Annotated in this window: 17 protein-coding genes and 1 rRNA gene; 17 read left to right on the top strand and 1 reads right to left on the bottom strand. The window is 48.4% G+C overall.

Features of this window, described 5'->3' with window-relative positions:
- The first annotated feature begins 9 nt into the window (after positions 1-9).
- From rrf to pssA, 10 genes are all read left to right on the top strand, one after another.
- A 5S ribosomal RNA gene (gene rrf, locus ACFQ3W_RS21640) occupies positions 10-126 on the top strand.
- 596 nt (positions 127-722) lie between these two features.
- Positions 723-1181: a CtsR family transcriptional regulator gene (locus ACFQ3W_RS21645; RefSeq protein WP_379321325.1), complete on the top strand. Its 459-nt coding sequence runs from the start codon at positions 723-725 to the stop codon at positions 1179-1181.
- A gap of 36 nt (positions 1182-1217) precedes the next feature.
- Positions 1218-1742 carry a UvrB/UvrC motif-containing protein gene (locus tag ACFQ3W_RS21650; protein WP_379321326.1) on the top strand — a complete coding sequence of 175 codons (525 nt, stop codon included), beginning with the start codon at positions 1218-1220 and terminating at the stop codon, positions 1740-1742.
- A 12-nt stretch (positions 1743-1754) separates the two neighbouring features.
- Positions 1755-2816: a protein arginine kinase gene (locus tag ACFQ3W_RS21655; protein WP_379321327.1), complete on the top strand. Its 1062-nt coding sequence runs from the start codon at positions 1755-1757 to the stop codon at positions 2814-2816.
- Between the two features lie 29 nt (positions 2817-2845).
- Positions 2846-5290 carry an ATP-dependent protease ATP-binding subunit ClpC gene (gene clpC, locus ACFQ3W_RS21660; RefSeq protein ID WP_379321328.1) on the top strand — a complete coding sequence of 815 codons (2445 nt, stop codon included), beginning with the start codon at positions 2846-2848 and terminating at the stop codon, positions 5288-5290.
- A 190-nt stretch (positions 5291-5480) separates the two neighbouring features.
- On the top strand, positions 5481-6890 hold the full coding sequence (locus ACFQ3W_RS21665) for an MBOAT family O-acyltransferase (protein ID WP_379321329.1): 1410 nt from the start codon (positions 5481-5483) through the stop codon (positions 6888-6890).
- 15 nt (positions 6891-6905) lie between these two features.
- Positions 6906-8117 carry a DHHW family protein gene (locus ACFQ3W_RS21670; RefSeq protein ID WP_379321330.1) on the top strand — a complete coding sequence of 404 codons (1212 nt, stop codon included), beginning with the start codon at positions 6906-6908 and terminating at the stop codon, positions 8115-8117.
- A 227-nt stretch (positions 8118-8344) separates the two neighbouring features.
- The gene (gene radA / locus ACFQ3W_RS21675; protein WP_379321331.1) at positions 8345-9712 is read left to right on the top strand and encodes a DNA repair protein RadA; all 1368 of its coding nucleotides are present in this window, start codon (positions 8345-8347) and stop codon (positions 9710-9712) included.
- Between the two features lie 13 nt (positions 9713-9725).
- Positions 9726-10802 carry a DNA integrity scanning diadenylate cyclase DisA gene (gene disA / locus ACFQ3W_RS21680; RefSeq protein ID WP_379321392.1) on the top strand — a complete coding sequence of 359 codons (1077 nt, stop codon included), beginning with the start codon at positions 9726-9728 and terminating at the stop codon, positions 10800-10802.
- 52 nt (positions 10803-10854) lie between these two features.
- Positions 10855-11583, top strand: coding sequence for a CDP-diacylglycerol--serine O-phosphatidyltransferase (gene pssA / locus ACFQ3W_RS21685; protein ID WP_379321332.1), 729 nt, complete (start codon positions 10855-10857; stop codon positions 11581-11583).
- A 104-nt stretch (positions 11584-11687) separates the two neighbouring features.
- On the opposite strand, the gene ACFQ3W_RS21690 is transcribed toward pssA, so the two are convergent.
- Positions 11688-12083, bottom strand: a complete 396-nt coding sequence (locus tag ACFQ3W_RS21690) for a DUF1573 domain-containing protein (protein ID WP_379321333.1) — start codon at positions 12081-12083, stop codon at positions 11688-11690.
- 206 nt (positions 12084-12289) lie between these two features.
- On the opposite strand from ACFQ3W_RS21690, the gene ACFQ3W_RS21695 reads away from it, so the two are divergent.
- The 7 genes from ACFQ3W_RS21695 (at position 12290) to ACFQ3W_RS21725 (ending at position 19732) form a co-directional block, all read left to right on the top strand.
- Positions 12290-13378, top strand: a complete 1089-nt coding sequence (locus ACFQ3W_RS21695) for a PIN/TRAM domain-containing protein (RefSeq protein ID WP_379321334.1) — start codon at positions 12290-12292, stop codon at positions 13376-13378.
- Between the two features lie 69 nt (positions 13379-13447).
- Complete coding sequence (gene ispD, locus ACFQ3W_RS21700; protein ID WP_379321335.1) at positions 13448-14164, top strand: 2-C-methyl-D-erythritol 4-phosphate cytidylyltransferase; 717 nt, start codon at positions 13448-13450, stop codon at positions 14162-14164.
- Positions 14164-14652: a 2-C-methyl-D-erythritol 2,4-cyclodiphosphate synthase gene (ispF, locus tag ACFQ3W_RS21705; protein WP_379321393.1), complete on the top strand. Its 489-nt coding sequence runs from the start codon at positions 14164-14166 to the stop codon at positions 14650-14652. The genes ispD and ispF overlap by 1 nt, the downstream gene beginning before the upstream one ends.
- Positions 14653-14712: 60 nt before the next feature.
- On the top strand, positions 14713-16173 hold the full coding sequence (gene gltX, locus ACFQ3W_RS21710) for a glutamate--tRNA ligase (protein ID WP_379321336.1): 1461 nt from the start codon (positions 14713-14715) through the stop codon (positions 16171-16173).
- Between the two features lie 935 nt (positions 16174-17108).
- The gene (gene cysE, locus ACFQ3W_RS21715; protein WP_379321337.1) at positions 17109-17741 is read left to right on the top strand and encodes a serine O-acetyltransferase; all 633 of its coding nucleotides are present in this window, start codon (positions 17109-17111) and stop codon (positions 17739-17741) included.
- 54 nt (positions 17742-17795) lie between these two features.
- The gene (gene cysS, locus ACFQ3W_RS21720; protein ID WP_379321338.1) at positions 17796-19199 is read left to right on the top strand and encodes a cysteine--tRNA ligase; all 1404 of its coding nucleotides are present in this window, start codon (positions 17796-17798) and stop codon (positions 19197-19199) included.
- Positions 19184-19732, top strand: a complete 549-nt coding sequence (locus tag ACFQ3W_RS21725) for a Mini-ribonuclease 3 (protein WP_379321339.1) — start codon at positions 19184-19186, stop codon at positions 19730-19732. Before cysS ends, ACFQ3W_RS21725 begins: the two co-directional genes overlap by 16 nt.
- Positions 19733-19755 lie beyond the last annotated feature (23 nt).

Raw genomic sequence — 19755 nt, forward strand, 5'->3', positions numbered from 1 at the left:
GAGAAAACGTTTGGTGGCGATGGCGGAGGGGTTCCACGCGTACCCATCCCGAACACGACCGTTAAGCCCTCCAGCGCCGATGGTACTTGGACCGAAGGGTCCTGGGAGAGTAGGACGCCGCCAAGCAATAAAGAGCACTGCCGATCACACGGTGGTGCTCTTTTTTCGGCTAAACGGTGTAAGTATTGGGTGGTGCCACGTTAGAGCTAGAGATTAACTGTATTTCGAGCAGTTATTTTTTCGATTTTTGCAGAGTGAGACCAAGTAAATGCAAAAAGTGCAGTTAAATGAGCTAAGAACGGCGAAAGATAGGCTACGGCCTCATTTTAAGTGTACTTTTTGCAACTAAAATGGGTAAATTCGAGATATTAGTCAAAATAGATGTACTTTTTACATCTACTACAGGTCATTGGTGCATATCCCATTTGCCATTGGATCTAAGACCGTATGAAGGCTGCTAGTTCAAAGTGGCCTTTTTGCGGTTCTTTTTCATACGAGTGAAATACGAATATTTTCCCCTCCTCACGCTCACACTGAATTTGAGTGCATTCCCCTTGGCAAATCATCAAATTATGGTATAATGAATATAAAGTCAAAGAAAGTCAAAGTCAACAAAGGGTCTGAACAACCAGCACCTAAGGCTTGAATCAACAATAGCTACAACCCGGCATCTATAGTTTGAAACAACAAGAGCTTTATGTAAAGACGATGGAGGAAGAGTGATGCGTAATATCTCCGATATCATTGAAAAATATCTCAAAAGTATTCTGCATGAAAGTCCTGAGGGTACGATAGAAATTCAGCGTAATGATCTGGCGGATCAATTCTCCTGTGTACCGTCGCAAATCAACTACGTGATCAGTACCCGTTTTACACTCGAAAAAGGGTATTTGGTCGAGAGTAAACGCGGTGGCGGCGGTTATGTTCGCATCAGGCGAATAGAGCTGCCTGGCCCCACGACGCTGCACACTCATTTGCATGAAACAATCGGTGATGAAATGGGGCAATCTGCTGCCGAAGGGTTGATTTATCAGCTTCATGAAGCCGGTTTTTTAAGCAGTAGGGAAGCCGCGCTTATGCGTTCAGCCGTTTCCCGGGATGTGCTGTTGGTCAAATTGCCTTATCGTGATCAAATTCGTGCCAGAATGATGAAAGCGATGCTGATCTCTTTGTTGAGCTAGGTAACATTAGTCTATCCATTTGAGGAGGGACATCATATGCAATGCCAAGAATGCGGCAAACGTCCCGCTACACTGCACTTTACCAAAATCGTGAACGGGGAAAAGACGGAGTTTCACATTTGTGAAGCTTGTGCCAGAGAAAAGGGAGAGATCATACCTGGCACGGCAGGCGGCTTTTCAATTCATAACCTGCTGTCGGGTTTTCTTGATTTTAACCCAAGCGTCAAAGGGCAGGTTTCTGGAACTAAACCCCCGGAGACCTTACGGTGTGAGGAATGTGGCATGACTTACTCCCAATTTAGCAAGATTGGAAAGTTTGGCTGCAGCTCTTGTTACAAATATTTTAATGACCGTCTTGACCCGCTATTAAAAAGAGTGCACGGCAATACCGTTCACGTGGGGAAAGTACCTAAACGGACCGGTGGGAGCCTTCAAGTAAAGCGCAAGCTCGATGATCTTCGTCGAGAGCTGCAGTATCGAATCCTTCGAGAAGAATTCGAAGAGGCAGCAGCGCTACGAGATCAAATTCGTGAGCTTGAGAAGGAAATTTCCGCAGAGTAGGAGGAATGAGCGATGCCAAATCTCCGATTTACAGAGCAGCCGTTAAGCGAGTGGATGAGCCGTGGTGGTATACAATCAGATATCGTGATCAGTACCCGGGTACGGATTGCCCGGAACCTCATGCATCAGCCCTTTCCAATGCTGGCCACGAACCAACAGTCGGAAGAGGTTCTAAAGAAGCTTGAAGATGTACTGACCGACGAACAAATACAAGCCTGTGGCAAGCTGTATCCGGTCCTACTCGCCGATTTGGATGAACTTGATAAAAAGGTGCTGGTGGAGAAACATTTAATCAGTCCGAACCTTGCAAGTGAGTCCAGAAACGGTGCGGTGTTTATTAGTGAAGATGAAAGTCTTAGTATTATGGTGAACGAGGAAGACCATTTAAGAATTCAATGTTTGTATCCCGGCTTTCAGGTTCAGGAAGCATGGGAGAGAGCATCCTCAGTGGATGATATTTTCGAGGCTCATGTTGATTATGCCTTTGATGATCGCCGCGGATATTTAACCAGTTGTCCGACGAATGTAGGCACGGGGCTCAGAGCTTCTGTCATGATGCATTTACCGGCCCTTGTGTTAACCCAACAAATAAACCGGATTTTGTCAGCCGTTTCTCAGGTAGGTCTGACCGTTCGCGGGATATACGGCGAGGGCAGCGAAGCGATGGGCAACTTGTTTCAAATCTCAAATCAGATTACACTAGGACAAAGCGAAGCTGAGATCATCGAAAATTTATACGGTGTAGCTCTTCAAATCATTCAGCATGAGAAGAATGCGAGAGAAAAGCTAATTACAGAATCTCGGCTCCGTATGACTGACCGGGTGATGCGCTCCTTCGGCATTTTATCGCATGCGGCAATTATTGACTCGAAGGAAGCGGCACAACGATTATCTGATGTTCGTCTTGGTGTCGATCTAGGGTTAATCGAAAATCTATCTCCCAATGTACTAAATGAGCTGAATGTGCTGACACAGCCGGGTTTTTTACAGAAAAAATATGGCGAGAATATGTCTCCGGGAGAACGGGATATGTATCGTGCAAAACTCATTCGGGAGAGAATGGGAGAATATTGATTAGACCAATTATGGAGGTGTAGGAGAATATGATGTTTGGAAGATTTACAGAACGTGCCCAAAAAGTGTTGGCACTTGCACAAGAAGAAGCTGTTAGGCTTGGGCATAACAATATCGGAACAGAGCATGTGCTGCTTGGCTTGATTCGTGAAGGGGAAGGTATCGCGGCTAAAGCATTGATCGGCCTTGGACTAAGCCTCGAGAAAATTCAAGATGAGGTTGAGACATTGATCGGTCGCGGTCAGGAGCAGCCAACCAATATTGCCTATACCCCACGTGCCAAGAAAGTGATTGAGCTGTCGATGGATGAGGCTCGCAAGCTTGGCCATACTTACGTCGGTACGGAGCACATTTTGCTCGGTTTGATTCGCGAAGGGGAAGGCGTTGCAGCTCGCGTACTCAACAATTTGGGTGTAAGCCTGAATAAAGCGCGTCAGCAAGTGCTGCAGTTACTCGGCAGTAGTGAGGCGGTATCCAGCCATCATGGTGCCCCAGCCAACGTAAATACCCCGACACTGGACAGCTTGGCGCGTGATTTGACCGCTTCAGCCAAGGATGGCAACCTTGACCCCGTTATCGGCAGATCGAAGGAAATTGAGCGCGTTATTCAAGTGCTGAGCCGCCGGACGAAGAACAACCCGGTATTGATCGGGGAGCCTGGGGTCGGGAAGACAGCGATTGCCGAAGGTCTGGCCCAAAAGATCATCAACAATGAGATTCCCGAAACGCTTCGGGATAAACGGGTAATGACGCTGGACATGGGTTCGGTTGTCGCCGGCACCAAATATCGTGGTGAGTTTGAAGATCGTTTGAAAAAAATCATGGACGAAATCCGCCAGGCCGGCAATATTATATTGTTTATCGATGAGTTGCATACTTTGATCGGTGCAGGTGGCGCAGAAGGTGCCATCGATGCTTCGAATATTTTGAAACCGGCGCTGGCCCGTGGTGAGCTGCAATGCATCGGGGCTACTACGCTGGATGAATATCGTAAATATATTGAAAAAGATGCCGCACTTGAACGCCGGTTCCAACCGATTTCAGTCGACCAGCCGTCTGTTGAAGAGGCTATTCAAATTCTGCACGGCCTTCGTGACCGTTATGAAGCGCATCACCGCGTAAAAATTACAGATGAAGCGATTGAACAAGCGGTAAAATTGTCCGATCGCTACATTCAGGACCGGTTCCTGCCGGACAAAGCGATCGACCTGATCGATGAAGCGGGGTCCAAGGTAAGGCTGAGCACTTACACAGTACCGCCGAATCTGAAGCAGTTGGAAAGCCGTCTGGATGACATCCGTAAAGAGAAGGATGCTGCTGTCCAAAGCCAAGAATTTGAGAAAGCGGCCGCCCTTCGTGATACAGAACAAAAAATTCGTGAAGAGCTGGATATCACGAAAAATCAGTGGAAGGAAAAACAAGGTCGTACCGATTCCGAGGTTACGCCAGAGGATATCGCTCAGATCGTGGCTAGCTGGACGGGTATTCCTGTCAGCAAGCTGAAGGAAGAAGAAACCGAACGTCTGCTTAACATGGAGCAAATTTTACATGAACGGGTGATTGGACAGGAAGAAGCTGTTAAAGCCGTCAGCCGCGCCATACGTCGTGCACGTGCTGGTCTGAAAGACCCGAAACGCCCGATGGGCTCCTTCATTTTCCTGGGCCCAACAGGCGTTGGTAAAACAGAGCTTGCCCGAGCTCTGGCAGAAGCGATGTTTGGCGATGAGAATGCCGTGATCCGGATCGATATGTCCGAGTACATGGAGAAGCATTCCACAGCCCGTCTTGTCGGTGCCCCTCCAGGATACGTAGGATATGAGGAAGGCGGACAACTGACCGAGAAAGTACGCCGGAAACCATATTCCGTTGTGCTTCTGGACGAAGTGGAAAAAGCCCATCCAGAAGTGTTCAACATCCTTCTTCAAGTACTGGAAGACGGACGTTTGACTGACTCCAAGGGCCGAGTTGTCGATTTCCGCAATACGCTAATTATCTTGACCTCCAACGTGGGTGCAGAAGCGATCAAACGCAACACACGTCTAGGTTTTACGGCGGTACAGGATGCTGGCGCGGATTACGAAAACATGAAAGGCAAAGTGATGGAGGAGCTGAAGAAGGGCTTCCGTCCTGAATTTCTGAACCGGATCGACGAAATCATCGTTTTCCACTCGCTGGAGCAAACGCATATTAACGAAATCGTCACTCTGATGTCCGAGGAACTTCGGAAACGTCTGAATGAATATGAAGTCGACTTTATCCTGACAGATAAAGCGAAAGCTTTCCTCGCCAAAGAAGGCTTCGATCCGGCATATGGTGCACGTCCGCTGCGTCGTGCGATCCAGAAGCATATCGAGGACCGGTTGTCCGAAGAACTGCTCACAGGGCATGTTAAGAAGGGCGATTCACTTACGATCGATGAAGAGAACGGAAGCCTGACCGTAGAACGGACGGGAGCTTACGTGAAAAACGCTTAACGGAATTCCATTTATAAATTCAAGAAACGGACCTGCAAATTATGCAGGTCCGTTTTTTTTGTCTATATTTCTATATTAATCCTAAGCAAACGATAAGAATTTGTTAAGAATTGCAGTACCGAAATGTTAATTTCCTCTCGGTATACTTTTTCTCGGACGTCCGATAAGAGACCGAGAGGAGCTTCGCAAAATGGTTTTTTCAAGTTTGTTCTTCCTGTATTTATTCCTGCCCATATTACTTATCGCATATTTCGTATCAAGCAATAGTACATACCGCAACTGGGTATTGATTTTGTTTTCATATGCCTTTTATGCCTGGGGAGAGCCAATTTGGGGTATTTTACTCTTTTTAGCTTCGATGCTCGGATACCTATTTGCTCTCGGCATAGAGAGAACGAGAGGGACATGGCCCTCAAAAGTACTGTTTATTACAGCGATCGTCGTCAACATTAGCCTGCTGGGCTTTTTCAAATACGCCGGCTTCATCGTCGGCAATTTGAACGCAATTTTACCGCTGCATCTACCTTCTCCGCAGGTGGGGTTGCCGATTGGCATCTCATTTTTCACATTCGAAATTATTTGTTACCTGACAGATGTATTTAAAGGGACGATTCGAGCAGCGAGATCTCCGAGAAAGATATTGCTTTATGTCTCATTTTTCCCTCACTTGGTGGCCGGTCCAATTATCCGGTATTCGGATATTGAACAACAGCTTGATCATCCGCAAGTATCACTAGCGAAATTCAGCCAAGGGATAAGCCGGTTCCTGCTAGGACTTGGTAAAAAAGTGCTGCTGGCAAATCTGCTCGGGGAGGTTGCCGCGCAGTTGCTCAGCCCAGGCTCAAGTTCTGCCTCTGTGCTTGGTATGTGGTTTGGAATTTGCCTATTTGCTTTGCAAATATATTTTGATTTCTCTGGGTATTCGGATATGGCGATCGGATTGGGGAAAATGTTTGGTATCGACCTACGTGAAAATTTTAACTATCCATACATTTCGAAGTCCGCAGGTGATTTCTGGCGACGCTGGAACATGTCGCTCGGAGGATTTTTCCGCGATTATGTGTACATCCCATTAGGCGGCAATCGCAGATTCTATGTGCGAAATCTGTTTGTCGTATGGTTCCTGACGGGCTTCTGGCACGGAGCAAGCTGGAATTTCATCATTTGGGGCCTCTATTTCGGGGTACTTATTTATCTCGAACGTCAGTTCCTGCTCAAGTGGCTGGAAAAGCTGCCTGTCTTTTTTTCACATGCCTATGCACTTTTCATTATTCTGATCGGCTGGGTATGGTTCTACTTTACCGATTTCCGGCAAGCCATTAAGGCGTTGTCCATCATGTTCGGCATTACATCGCGTCCATTTGTCACAACCGAAGTGCAGATTTATTTCCATGAAAACGAATTGTTGTTCATAGCGGGTATCCTACTTTCGACACCACTGCTTAGATGGATGATCCAGCACATAACGGAGCGTAGCCCGAAGCTTGGAACAAGCCTGACCGCTGTAGGCTCTCAACTAATCAACATTGCGATTTTGGTGACGGCGACGATTTTGCTCGTCGGTAGTTCCTACAATCCATTTCTCTACTATCGATTTTAGCGAGGAGAATACAAGATGAAGCATAATTCAAAGCTTAATATCATAATTTTTCTGACGTTCATATTTGGTTTCGGCATATTCAACTTGGCTCTTTTCCAATCCGATAAAATATCTTCTCTTGAACAAAGGGTACTTACTCAAAAGCCTGTATTTACACTGGCTCGCCTTTTCAAAGGCGAATTCACTCGGGAATTTGACAACTATTTTGCCGATCACTTCGTATTCCGGAATACCTTGGTGAAAGCAGGGGCACGCCTTATGAATTTAAAAGGGCTATCCGGGTCAAATGAAGCGACTCTCGTCCGGAAAGGGGGAGACAATACGGTCAAAAACAATACCTCCTCCGATGCTCAATATTTGATTTTAAATGGCCATTCGTATACTATGTTCCAATACTCTTCGGGGGCTGCAGAGGCTTATGCCAAGGCACTTAACCGATTTAAACAAGCCGCTGGCTCCAAGGTGCGGGTATATTCTTTACTTGCTCCTACGTCGGCCGAATTTATCGATAATGACAATTATAAGAGCATGACCGACTCGCAGAAAAAAGCTTTTGCCCATATTAATGAGCTGCTGGACCCGGGAATTGTTCAGATCGATGCTTATAATGCTATGGCTCAGCACATTAAGGAATATGTGTATTTTCGCACGGATCATCACTGGACCGCTTTAGGGGCATACTATGCTTACACGAAAACGATGGAAGCCATGGGGCAGCAAGCCACTCCATTAAGCCGGTACGAGAAGGGGAATATCGAACAATTTTTAGGATCTGCCTATAAAGCGACACTGAACTACAAGCTCAAGGCGAACCCGGACACCATTACGTATTATAAGCCCTTTGTAAATTATAGCTTTACTCGGCATTTATCGAACGGCAAAACGCTTGAGCAGTCAAAAGTTGTCAGTCCCGATTATGCAAAACCGAGCATTGGCCTGTATTCAGCATTTCTGGGGGGAGACTTCCCGTGGGGAGAAATCAGTACCGACAATAAGAATGGCAAAATAATGGTCGTCAAAGATTCATACGGCAATGCACTGATTCCATTTTTACTTCCGCACTTCGAGAAGATCTATATTGTCGATCCGCGTTATTATAAAGAGAGCTTAACTGATTTTGTGAAGAAGCAAGGGATAACCGATGTCCTGTTCATCAATAACTCAACGGTTGCACGGACGACAGGAATTGCCGATCTTCTAAATCAATTAATGGACACTAAAAAATAAACATTTTGAAAACTTCAAATCGTATCCGTTTAAACCGATGTAATATAGTAAGGGCAGCTTCCGAAGCGTTGCTTTGGGGCTGCTTTTTTTCATCCTGCACCCCTTTAGGTTCCTCCCTCCCGAAAAACTTTACGTTAAATCCGAAAGAATGGTAAAATTTGAGTGCTACTATATGCTACGGGACCTATGAGGATTGTCAAATATTGCAGAATGAGAAGGAGAGATAAATGGTTAAAGTAAAAACGAAGTTTTTTTGCTCCGAATGTGGTTATGAATCGCCGAAATGGTACGGAAAATGTCCTGGCTGCGGCGCTTGGAACTCCATGGTTGAAGAAGTGGAGAAAACCGTGAAAACCCAAGGAATGTCTTCCGGATTATTTCATGCGAAAGAAAAACCGCTTTCGATCATAAATATAGAAAGTGGCAAGGAGCCCCGCATACAAACGGGAATCGGGGAACTGAACCGCGTGCTCGGCGGTGGCGTTGTTCCGGGGTCGTTAGTGCTCGTAGGGGGAGACCCGGGGATCGGTAAGTCGACGCTGTTACTTCAAACCTCTCATGAAATGGCCCGTGCGGGTTTAAAAGTACTGTATATATCAGGCGAGGAGTCAGTCCGGCAAACCAAGCTGCGGGCAGAGCGTCTGGGAGCGCTTTCTGAAGAGCTGTTTGTACTTTGCGAAAGCAGCATGGACGGCATTGAAGAAGCGATTGACAGTGTCAAGCCGGACTTCCTGGTCATCGATTCGATACAAACCGTTTATTTACCTGAAGTGACCAGCGCGCCTGGAAGCGTATCTCAAGTACGGGAATGTACGGGGCGTTTTATGCGCATCGCTAAAGGCCAGGGGATCGCAACCGTGCTGGTTGGCCATGTTACCAAGGAGGGGGCGATCGCTGGTCCTCGTATGTTGGAGCATATGGTCGATTGCGTGCTTTATTTTGAAGGGGAACGGCACCATTCCTACAGACTGCTGCGTGCCGTTAAGAACCGGTTTGGTTCGACGAATGAGATCGGCATATTCGAAATGAATGAATCTGGCCTGACCGAGGTAGTCAATCCGTCAGAGCTGTTCTTGTCCGAACGACCGCTTGGCGTGGCAGGCTCAACGGTTGTCGCGAGCATGGAGGGCACCCGTCCCATGCTGGTAGAGCTTCAGGCGCTGATCGCCTCGACGCAGTTTCCTTCTCCGCGGAGAATGGCGACCGGTGTGGATTACCAACGGATGAACCTGATTCTGGCGGTTTTGGAGAAAAGAATGGGGATGTTCCTACAAAATCAGGACGCCTATATCAACTTGGCCGGAGGAGTCAAGCTGGACGAACCGGCTGTGGATCTAGCGATTGCCGTCAGTGTCGCTTCCAGCTTTCGAGACATCCCAACAAAGCCCTTCGATGTTTTCTTTGGTGAGGTGGGATTAACCGGTGAGGTCAGAGCGGTATCCCGCGCAGAGCAGCGGGTCAAGGAGGCTGCCAAGCTTGGCTTTAAACGGGTGATTTTACCGGAGAAAAGCATGAAGGGATGGAAAGGACCTCAAGGAATTGAACTGATTGGTGTTAATACAGTTGCAGATGCGCTAGCTGTTGCGTTAGATTAGGGGGCATTAAATGATGAAAGAAACAACCCAAGCAGAGAAAATGAACGATTTGCTGAAGCTCGTTGCACCGGGTACGGCTTTTCGCGACGGTTTGGAAAACGTGCTGCGGGCCAAAACCGGAGGTCTGATTGTAGTGGGCTACAGCCCGGAGGTAATGGAGGTCGTGGAGGGTGGATTTTCCATCAATTGCGATTTCTCGCCTAACTACCTTTACGAGCTCGCTAAAATGGATGGAGCCATCATCCTCAGCGAAGACCTTAAGCGGATTTTGTATGCCAACACGCAGCTTATTCCTGATTCCTCTATCGCGTCTTCGGAGACGGGGATTCGTCACCGCACCGCAGAGCGGGTGGCTAAACAGACGGGGAAGCTCGTTGTATCGATTTCCCAGCGCCGGAATATCATCACTTTATACCAAGGCGGTTTACGTTATGCGCTAAAGGAAATCGGCGTTATTTTGACCAAAGCGAACCAAGCGATTCAAACTTTGGAGAAATATCGGTCCGTTCTAAACCAAGCCTTAACCAATCTAACCGCATCCGAATTTGAAGAGCTTGTTTCCTTGCCGGAAGTCATCAATGTAATTCAGCGGGTTGAGATGGTTATACGCATCAAGATGGAGATCAAGCGTTTTATCAATGAGCTGGGGACGGAAGGGCGCCTCATCAGCATGCAGATGGAAGAGCTTGTCAGTAATATGGAAGAGGAAGCGTGGCTGCTTTATAAGGATTATGCTAAAGACGATGACGATGAAGTGATCAGGGAAATCATTATAGGCTTGAAGCGTTCTAGCGACGACGAGCTGCTTGACGACAATCATATCACACGTCTACTTGGGTATCCGTCTTCGGCGGCAACCTCTGAAGAATTGATATCCCCACGCGGCTATCGCGTGTTAAATAAAATCCCCCGGCTTCCGAATGTCATTATTCATAATTTGGTGGAACGGTTCCACCAGCTTCCAAATGTGATGATGGCGAGCATCGAAGAATTGGACGAAGTGGACGGCATTGGCGAGGTTCGTGCCCGCGCTATAAAGGAAGGACTTAAACGCCTTCAAGAGCAGGTATTCATTGACAGACAAATTTAAATCACCTATCATCAAGTGATGATGTAAAGGAATATCTATTCGAGGTGAAAAGATGATTACAAAATCGATTCCGAACTTGTTCACTCTGGGGAACATGACGCTCGGAATATTGGCCATCATGCTTGCGCTAGAAGGACGATTCAGCCTAGCTGCCATTATGGTAATTGTCGCTATGCTGCTCGATGGTTTGGATGGAAGGGTCGCCCGGGCTTTAAACGCACAGAGCGAGTTCGGCAAAGAACTGGATTCATTATCGGATCTTATTTCATTTGGTATCGCTCCGGCACTGATTATGTATATAATTTCTTTTCACAGCATTCCACATGGATTAGCCTGGACTGTAACCGCTATTTTCCCCATATGCGGGGCGCTGAGATTAGCGCGCTTCAATGTCCAGAAGGGGATTCCAGGATTTTTTATTGGGCTGCCAATCCCTGCAGCGGGCGGCGTTTTAGCCACCTTGTCTCTATTCAATAAAGAAATCACGGCGCCTTATTTCATCATCGCAATGCTACTTCTTTCTTATTTGATGGTCAGCACGGTCAGATACCCTAATTTCAAGAAGGTTGGCTTACCGAAAAAAGCGATTGCCTACACGCCGATTGTCGTTATCTTTGCCGTGGTCATTGCCGTCATTTTTCCGACGCAAACGTCCAAGCTGATCTTTGTTCCGCTCGTACTTTATGCAGCGTATGGTTTGAAGCAGAATATTGAAAGGCTGCTTCGTCGTAAAGGACAGGATAAAGAAAACGTCGAGAAAATGTTTCGGCCAAAACGATAACTGATTTATTCAACAAATATATTAAAGGCATAGATCTCTCCCCGGTTGGCGGAAAGCATCTATGCCTTTTTTTGCTGCGATATTCTTCATAAACATACATTTGACTAAGATAAATTAAACAATCCCAACGTGGAGCATTTTCGGGATTCCCGCTCGATGATCTCGTCCATGTTGATCTCGAGAAGATTGCAAAGGGCAGACATATAGAAAAGGTTACGTCCCAGCTCATTCATAATGGCATCTCGGCAGTTTTCACACAATTCCCCCTGGACATGCTTGGCAATCTTTTCTTTAGCTTTCTGCAGGTCCATACCTGGTTCAAAGTCTTGCTTGGTGGCGTGCAGTTCAATACAACCGCATTCAGTAACCGATTTGGTTACGGAGCGGACGGCAGCGGCGTTGGTTTGTCCCATTTTGGACAGTACATCGAGCAAACTGCGGTGACGGAGCAACAGATCGGAAACTTGTTCTTGAAAAGATTGAAGGCTTGGTGCGCTCATTTTCCATCCACCTCAATATTATGAATTGAATTCATTATATGCCACTTTTTCCTCTCATATCAACCTGAAATCCCTCAAAACAGGGCCTCTCCAAGCTTTTCCAGAAATTTACCTGGTAAAAAAGTTGTTTGCCTCCGATTACGGCTTTGAAAATTGGATCATACTGGATAAAGGAGTTACCAATTCTTTAGGAGGTGAAGAGAAACATGCTGAAAAAATATTTGCTTATTCTTGCTGGCCTAAGCGGAGCATGGTTTGGCTATACGGCGGGCGGTATGCTCAGCTTATTGCCGGAGAGTATTCAGTCTTGGTTTCATGACATGAATGCGGTGGCTTCAAATTTGATGCTGGCTGCCATCGGCGCTTTGATGTTTTTGATCTTGTTCTCACTGACTGCTGATCTCATCGCTTCTAGAGTGAGTTCTTGGATCGCAGCGCTAACGCGTATTCCTATGAACGAAATGGCGGCCGGTGCGGCCGGATTGACTGCAGGACTTCTTCTTTCTTTAATGGTGTATCCCCTGTTGTCCTGGCTTGGATCTCTGGAGAGCTTCTTCCAGTTTGCCGTGTCAGCGCTTTTTGGTTACATAGGGCTGTATGTCGGGCTCGCCAAGAAGGAGGAGTTGTCCTCACTTTGGAAGTCTGGCAAATGGGGCAACACGGTTGTGGAGGAAGAACGGCGCACGCAGGAGCACAAAATTTTAGATACGAGCGTAATTATCGACGGGCGGATTGCCGATATTTGCAAAACCGGTTTTATTGAGGGAACGATTGTAATTCCAGAGTTTGTACTGGAGGAGCTCCAGCACATTGCGGATTCCTCGGATTTGCTTAAGCGCAATCGGGGACGACGGGGCCTGGATATTTTGAACAAAATTCAAAAAGAGCTCGATGTAAAAGTGATGATCTATGAAGGCGACTTTGAAGAGATATCCGAGGTAGACAGCAAGCTGGTTAAGCTGGCGAAAGTGCTTCAAGGCAAGGTTGTCACCAACGATTTTAATTTAAACAAGGTTTGTGAGCTGCAGGGCGTGTCGGTCTTAAACATCAACGATCTGGCCAATGCGGTCAAACCGGTCGTGCTGCCGGGTGAAGAAATTATGGTTCAGGTCATTAAGGATGGCAAGGAGCACGGTCAAGGTGTAGCTTATCTGGACGACGGGACGATGATTGTTGTCGAAGGCGGGCGAGATTTTATCGGAAGCATTACAGAGGTACTCGTCACAAGCGTTCTGCAAACTTCGGCGGGACGGATGATCTTTGCCAAACCGAAACTGTTGGAAAAAGCCCAGTAAATTCGGTATGATGAAAATAAATGCACGAAACCGGTGCGTTAATACTGGGCAAGAGTGAGGCAGAGATAAATGCAGGCAGGAGCAATCGGCCAGGCGGGAGTCATCGTTGTGGCGGCTGGTCGGGGAACCCGCATGGGTACACGGGAAAGTAAGCAGTACCTGATGCTGGAGGAGAAGCCGATCATCATCCATACGCTGGAGACGTTCGACCGCCATCCATGGATTGCCGAGATGGTGCTTGTGACCGGAGAGCAAGACGTAGAACGGTGCCAGTCTTGGGTTGCTGAATACGGCATTACCAAAAAAATAAAGGTTGTTCCGGGCGGCGCTGAGCGTCAGCAATCGGTATACCATGGGCTGCTTCATATCAGCACGCCATGGGTACTGGTGCATGACGGCGTCCGCCCTTTTGTCACGAGCAGCCAGATTACCTCTTGCTGTGAAGCGGCGGTCCATCATGGGGCAGCCGTTCTTGCCGTTCCGGTCAAGGATACCGTGAAGAAGGCGGATGAACAAGGCTGGGTAGCCGGGACACTCAATCGCAGTGAACTGTGGGCGATTCAGACCCCGCAGGCGTTTCGACGTGACGATCTGCTTTCCGCCCATGAGCGGGCGGCTCAGGATGGCTTCATCGGTACGGATGACTCCATGCTGATAGAACGGCTAGGTATTCCCGTCAAGCTTGTAGAAGGCGGATACAATAACATCAAGATTACGACACCGGAGGATTTGGATTTTGCGGAATGGATTCGCAAAAAGAAACATTTGTTGGGAGAGGGATTATGATGCTGAAGGTAGGACAAGGCTTTGACGTGCATCAACTCGTGGAGGGAAGACCGTGCATAATCGGCGGGGTTACCATCCCCTACGAGAAAGGACTGCTTGGGCATTCGGATGCCGATGTGCTTTTACATGCCGTAAGCGATGCGATATTGGGAGCTCTGGGGCTCGGGGATATTGGACGCCATTTTCCCGATACAGACCCGACCTTCAAGGATGCGGATAGTGTAAAGCTGCTGCAGCGGGTATGGGAAATGGGCAAGGGAAAGGGCTACCGCCTTGGTAACCTAGACGCAACAATTATTGCACAGCGGCCTAAAATGGCACCGTACATTCCGCAGATGGTAGAGGTAATCGCTCGTGTTCTGGAGGCGGATCCGCAGCTTGTAAATGTGAAGGCTACGACCACCGAGCAACTCGGGTTTACCGGACGGGGTGAAGGAATTGCGGCACAATGCATTGTCTGCCTTGTCTCGAATGTGCTATCATCGTAAGGTTATAACAGTTATGAGTTAAGTTCGTCGTTTGTTCTTAAAATCAGGGAGGGGATTGCTATGACAGAGGTTCGCGTGCGCTATGCTCCGAGTCCGACAGGTCATTTACATATCGGAAACGCAAGAACCGCATTGTTTAACTATCTATTCGCAAGACACCACGGCGGGAAATTCATTATCCGCATAGAAGATACGGACTTAAAACGGAATATGCCCGGTGGTGAAGAAAATCAGCTGACCTACCTTAAATGGCTGGGTATGGATTGGGACGAAAGCATTGATGTTGGCGGAGAATATGGACCGTACCGCCAGACCGAACGGCTTGATTTGTATCGCCCTTACGTGCAGGAACTCCTGGATAAGGGCCTTGCTTATCGCTGCTATTGCACGGAGGAGGAGCTCGAGAAGGAGCGCGAAGAGCAGCTCGCTCGCGGTGAAACGCCGCGTTATTCCGGTAAGCACAGGAATATGACGCCGGAGCAAATTGCCTCGTATGACGCACAGGGTCTCCCGTACAGCATCCGTTTCCGGGTGCCGGAAGGCCGCACCTTTACGTTCGATGACCTTGTCAAAGGGCCGATCTCGTTTGAGTCGGACATCAGCGGGGATTTCGTTATCGTGAAGAAGGACGGCATTCCTACGTACAATTTTGCGGTCGTTTTGGATGACCATCTGATGAATATTACACACGTGCTGCGCGGGGAAGATCATGTATCCAACACGCCGCGGCAGCTCATGATTTATGATGCCTTCGGCTGGGAACCACCACGTTTTGCCCATATGACCCTGATCGTCGGGGACAACCATAAGAAGCTTAGTAAACGCGATGAATCGGTTATCCAATTTCTCGAGCAATATGATCAGCTCGGCTACTTGCCGGAAGCGCTGTTCAACTTTATCGCTTTGCTCGGCTGGTCGCCGGAAGGGGAAGAGGAGTTCTTCACCAAAGAACAGCTGATTTCGATCTTTGATGAAAGCCGCCTATCCCGCAGTCCGGCCGTGTTCGATAAGAACAAGCTGGCTCATTTAAATAACTACTACATCAAAAATGCCGAACCTGAACGTATCGCGGCACTAGCCATTCCGCATCTTCAAAAGGCTTCCCGGTTGCCGTCGGAGCTGTCGCCTGAACAGGAAGCTTGGGCCAAGGCGCTAATCGCCTTGTATCAGGAGCAAATGACCGCTGCTTCCGATATCGTGGAGCTGTCGGACATGTTCTTCCGCACCGAGCTTCAGGTGGATGAAGAGGCTGCCGCTATTCTGGCTGAGCCGCAAGTTCCGACCGTACTCAAGGCCTTCCTCGAGAAGGTAGAGGCATTGACGGAGTATACGACCGAGAACATCGCCGCATCTATCAAGGCGGTTCAGAAGGAAACAGGGACTAAAGGCAAGGGCCTGTTTATGCCGATCCGCGTTGCTTTGACCGGCCAAATGCATGGCCGCGATTTGAACCAGACGATCTATCTGCTAGGCAAGGATCGCGTCATCGATCGCCTCAAAGCGCAAATCGCCGCTTTGTAATCGCCAGTCTTCGCGGCAAATGATTCCTTGTCAGTCTCCCTGCCTTTCAGGTAATATAAGGGCAGGGATTTATTACTACAAAATTAAAAGTGTGCAATATGCACTTAGCGAAGCAGGCCGTTTGAATCTGGAGAAACGTTAGTGGTCGCCTTTGCATCCGGATTGTTACCTACTTTAGGTTCTGTAGAATTAAACAATCTGGACGCAACAGCGATCGGAAGATCAAACGGCATGCGGAGCGGGCTAACTTGACACCTTTAATCACCGGCCAAGATCGGGAGAAGTACGTGAGGCAGCTGTATCTGCCAGAGAGGATAACCGGGACCCTTCATGCGGACCGTTTACGGAGCAACGAAGAACCCAGGCTGAAAGTTATCTAGATACGCGCAGCGGAAATGCACCCGGGAGCCGCGGCATCGAACACGCCTTAATCGGCGAAGTAGATGTCGCCGTCACATCCGCGTTAAGGATGCAATGAAGGGATAGATGAGTCGCCTCGCTTAATTTTTAGCGTAGCTGAGTTCATAATCATCTTATCCAAAGCAGAGTGGAACCGCGCATAAAGCGCCTCTGCAGCGAAAGCTGCAGGGGTGCTTTTTTGTATTGTAGCGATGATTGCACTTAACGCCGTACCATTCGCGCCCTTAGGGTGGCAGCTGAGCCATTTAACTGTATTTTGTACAGCTATTTTCCGCCCTCGGCTGAACTAGACGAAAATAAATGCAAAAAGTACATCAAAATGGGTCAAATAAGCAGGCGGCTCTCCAATTGACTACTTTTAAATGTACTTTTTACAACTAATGCAGAAGAACTGGACCTGCCCAAGCAAAATAGTTGCACATTTTACATTTAGGTGTGAAGTTTATGCGGGTGCGAGTGCCTTATTTCATCATCATTCAATTCAAATGTAATAGGAAAAGAAGGTGGGGGAAGCTATGTTCAAGAGAATCAGATCTGATATCCAGGCGGTTTTCGACAATGATCCGGCGGCGAGAAGCTGGTTTGAGGTTGTTTTTACGTATTCCGGCTTGCACGCAATATGGAGCCACCGGATCGCTCATGCCTTCTACCGCCGCAGGTGGTTTACGCTTGCCCGGGCCATTTCCCAGGCCAGCCGTTTTTTTACCGGAATCGAAATTCATCCCGGTGCCCAAATCGGCAATCGATTGTTTATCGACCATGGCATGGGCGTCGTCATCGGGGAAACCTGTGAAATTGGGGATGACGTTGTGATTTATCAAGGGGTTACCCTGGGGGGAAGCGGCAAGGAAAAAGGAAAACGCCATCCCACCGTCGGCAATAACGTAGTGATCGGTTCGGGAGCGAAAGTTCTCGGTTCTTTTAAAATTGGCGATCAGGCCAATATCGGTGCCAACTCCGTCGTTTTGAAGGAGGTTCCCGCAGGAAGCACGGTGGTCGGTATTCCTGGAAAGGTCGTACGTCTGGACGGCAAACGCCTGGACCGCCTAAGCCATCAGCTCCCGGATCCGGTGGTTGATGCGATGCGCGAGATGCAGCGTGAGATCGAACAGCTGCGCGGTGAGATGCGCGAAATGAAGCAACGCTAGCGTGATGAGCAAACGTCAGAAATAACTAATCTATAAACCGAAAGGAAAGTGAGCATGGCACTGCAGATTTATAACACGTTAACTCGGACGAAACAGGAATTTGTGAGCCTTACACCGGGAAAAGTGAATATGTATGTATGCGGACCAACCGTATATGGGTATATCCATATTGGGAATGCGCGGCCGGTGATTTTTTTTGATGTTGTGCGCAGCTATTTGGAGAATCAGAATTACGAAGTCAATTATGTCGTCAACTTTACGGACGTAGATGACAAGCTAATCCGCAAAGCGGAGGAAATGGGGAAACCCGTTCCCGAAGTGGCCGATATGTTTATCAAAGCGTACACAGAGGACCTTGAAGGGCTAGGAATCCCACATGCTACGGCAAATCCGCGGGTGACCGAGAACATGGATATTATCATCAACTTTATCCGTGAGCTTGAGGAAAAAGGCTTTGCGTACGAAAAAGGCGGAGACGTGTTTTACCGTACAACGAAGTTCCAGGAATACGGGAAGCTGTCGGGGCAGAACATCGAGGAGCTGCAGTTCGGCATTCGCATCGAAGTCGACGAGCGAAAGGAAAATCCGGTGGATTTTGTCTTGTGGAAGGCCGCAAAACCGGGGGAAATCTTTTGGGACAGCCCATGGGGCAAAGGGCGCCCGGGCTGGCATATCGAATGCTCGGCCATGTCCCGAAATATGCTTGGTGATACACTCGACATCCATGGCGGGGGACAAGACTTGCAGTTCCCACACCATGAGTGTGAAATCGCACAATCGGAGGCAATTACCGGCAAGCCTCTCGCAAATTATTGGATGCATAACGGTTATATTAATATTGGCGGGGAAAAAATGTCGAAATCGCTTGGTAACGGCATTCTTGTCAAAGACTTGCTCAAGCAGTACAAGGTTGAGGCGATTCGTTACTTCATGCTGTCGACTCATTATCGGCATCAGCTTAACTTTACGGAAGAGACAATGCGTCAGGCAGAACGAAGCGTTGAGCGGATCGCAAACGCAGTAAATAATCTGCATCATCGGTTGGAGGCTGCTGTAGAGGAAAACAGCGCAGTTACACCGGAGTGGGCGGAGAAGCTCGAGCAAATCCGGAGTACGTTCCATGCGAAAATGCAGGATGATTTCAACACGCCGGATGCGATAACGGCCGTGTTCGAATGGGTGAGCGAAGTTAATGGTTTGCTGCAGCTTCCGGAAGCAGGGAGAGCAGATCTGGAGGCGGCAGAGAAGCTGTTTACAGAAATGAATGGGATTCTCCGTATTGTTCTTCCAGAGGAGCCGGAATTGCTCGACGCCGAAATTGAGGCGCTGATTGAGGAACGGACACAGGCTCGGAAGGACAAAAACTGGGCACGCGCGGATGAAATTCGCAGCCTGCTGGACGCGCAGGGAATCGTGCTCGAGGATACGCCTCAAGGGATGAGATGGCGGCGCAAATGAACGGGTGCGATGATGTTGGCACCGGCGAAGTAGATCGCCGGCAGTTGCAAACAGCGGAGCATCCATCTGCTGCGTCTCCAGAGGAAGGCGGCGTTCCCGCCTTTCTCTGGTTCCCGGATGCTCCGTCGAAGCCTGCTCGGCTTCTGCCTCCGCTTGCGCTCGCCTATATTGGCGATGCCGTTTTTGAGGTCGCCGTCCGCCAGCATGTGATGGCCCGGCCTAACCTTAGGCCGCATCACTTGCACGTACAGGCGACGAAATACGTCTCCGCCAAGGCGCAAGCGCAGCTGCTTTCATTGCTGGAGCCGCAGCTGACGGAGGAAGAGAAGGATGTAGTGCGGCGGGGTAGAAACGCCAAATCCGGTACGATTCCAAAGAACGCTGATGTCATGGAGTATCGGCATGCTACTGCATTTGAATGCCTTGTTGGTTACTTGTATTATACCGGTGCTCACGAACGTCTCCGCTCTTTAATCGACGAAGGGTTTGAGGATTTGGAGAGCACCCGTCAGTCCTCAGAACCACAAAGATAAGAAGTCAGGGATCAATTGATAAA

Origin of the sequence: Paenibacillus puldeungensis (genome assembly GCF_042678945.1) — a bacterium.
GTDB classification, from domain to species: Bacteria; Bacillota; Bacilli; order Paenibacillales; family Paenibacillaceae; genus Fontibacillus; species Fontibacillus puldeungensis.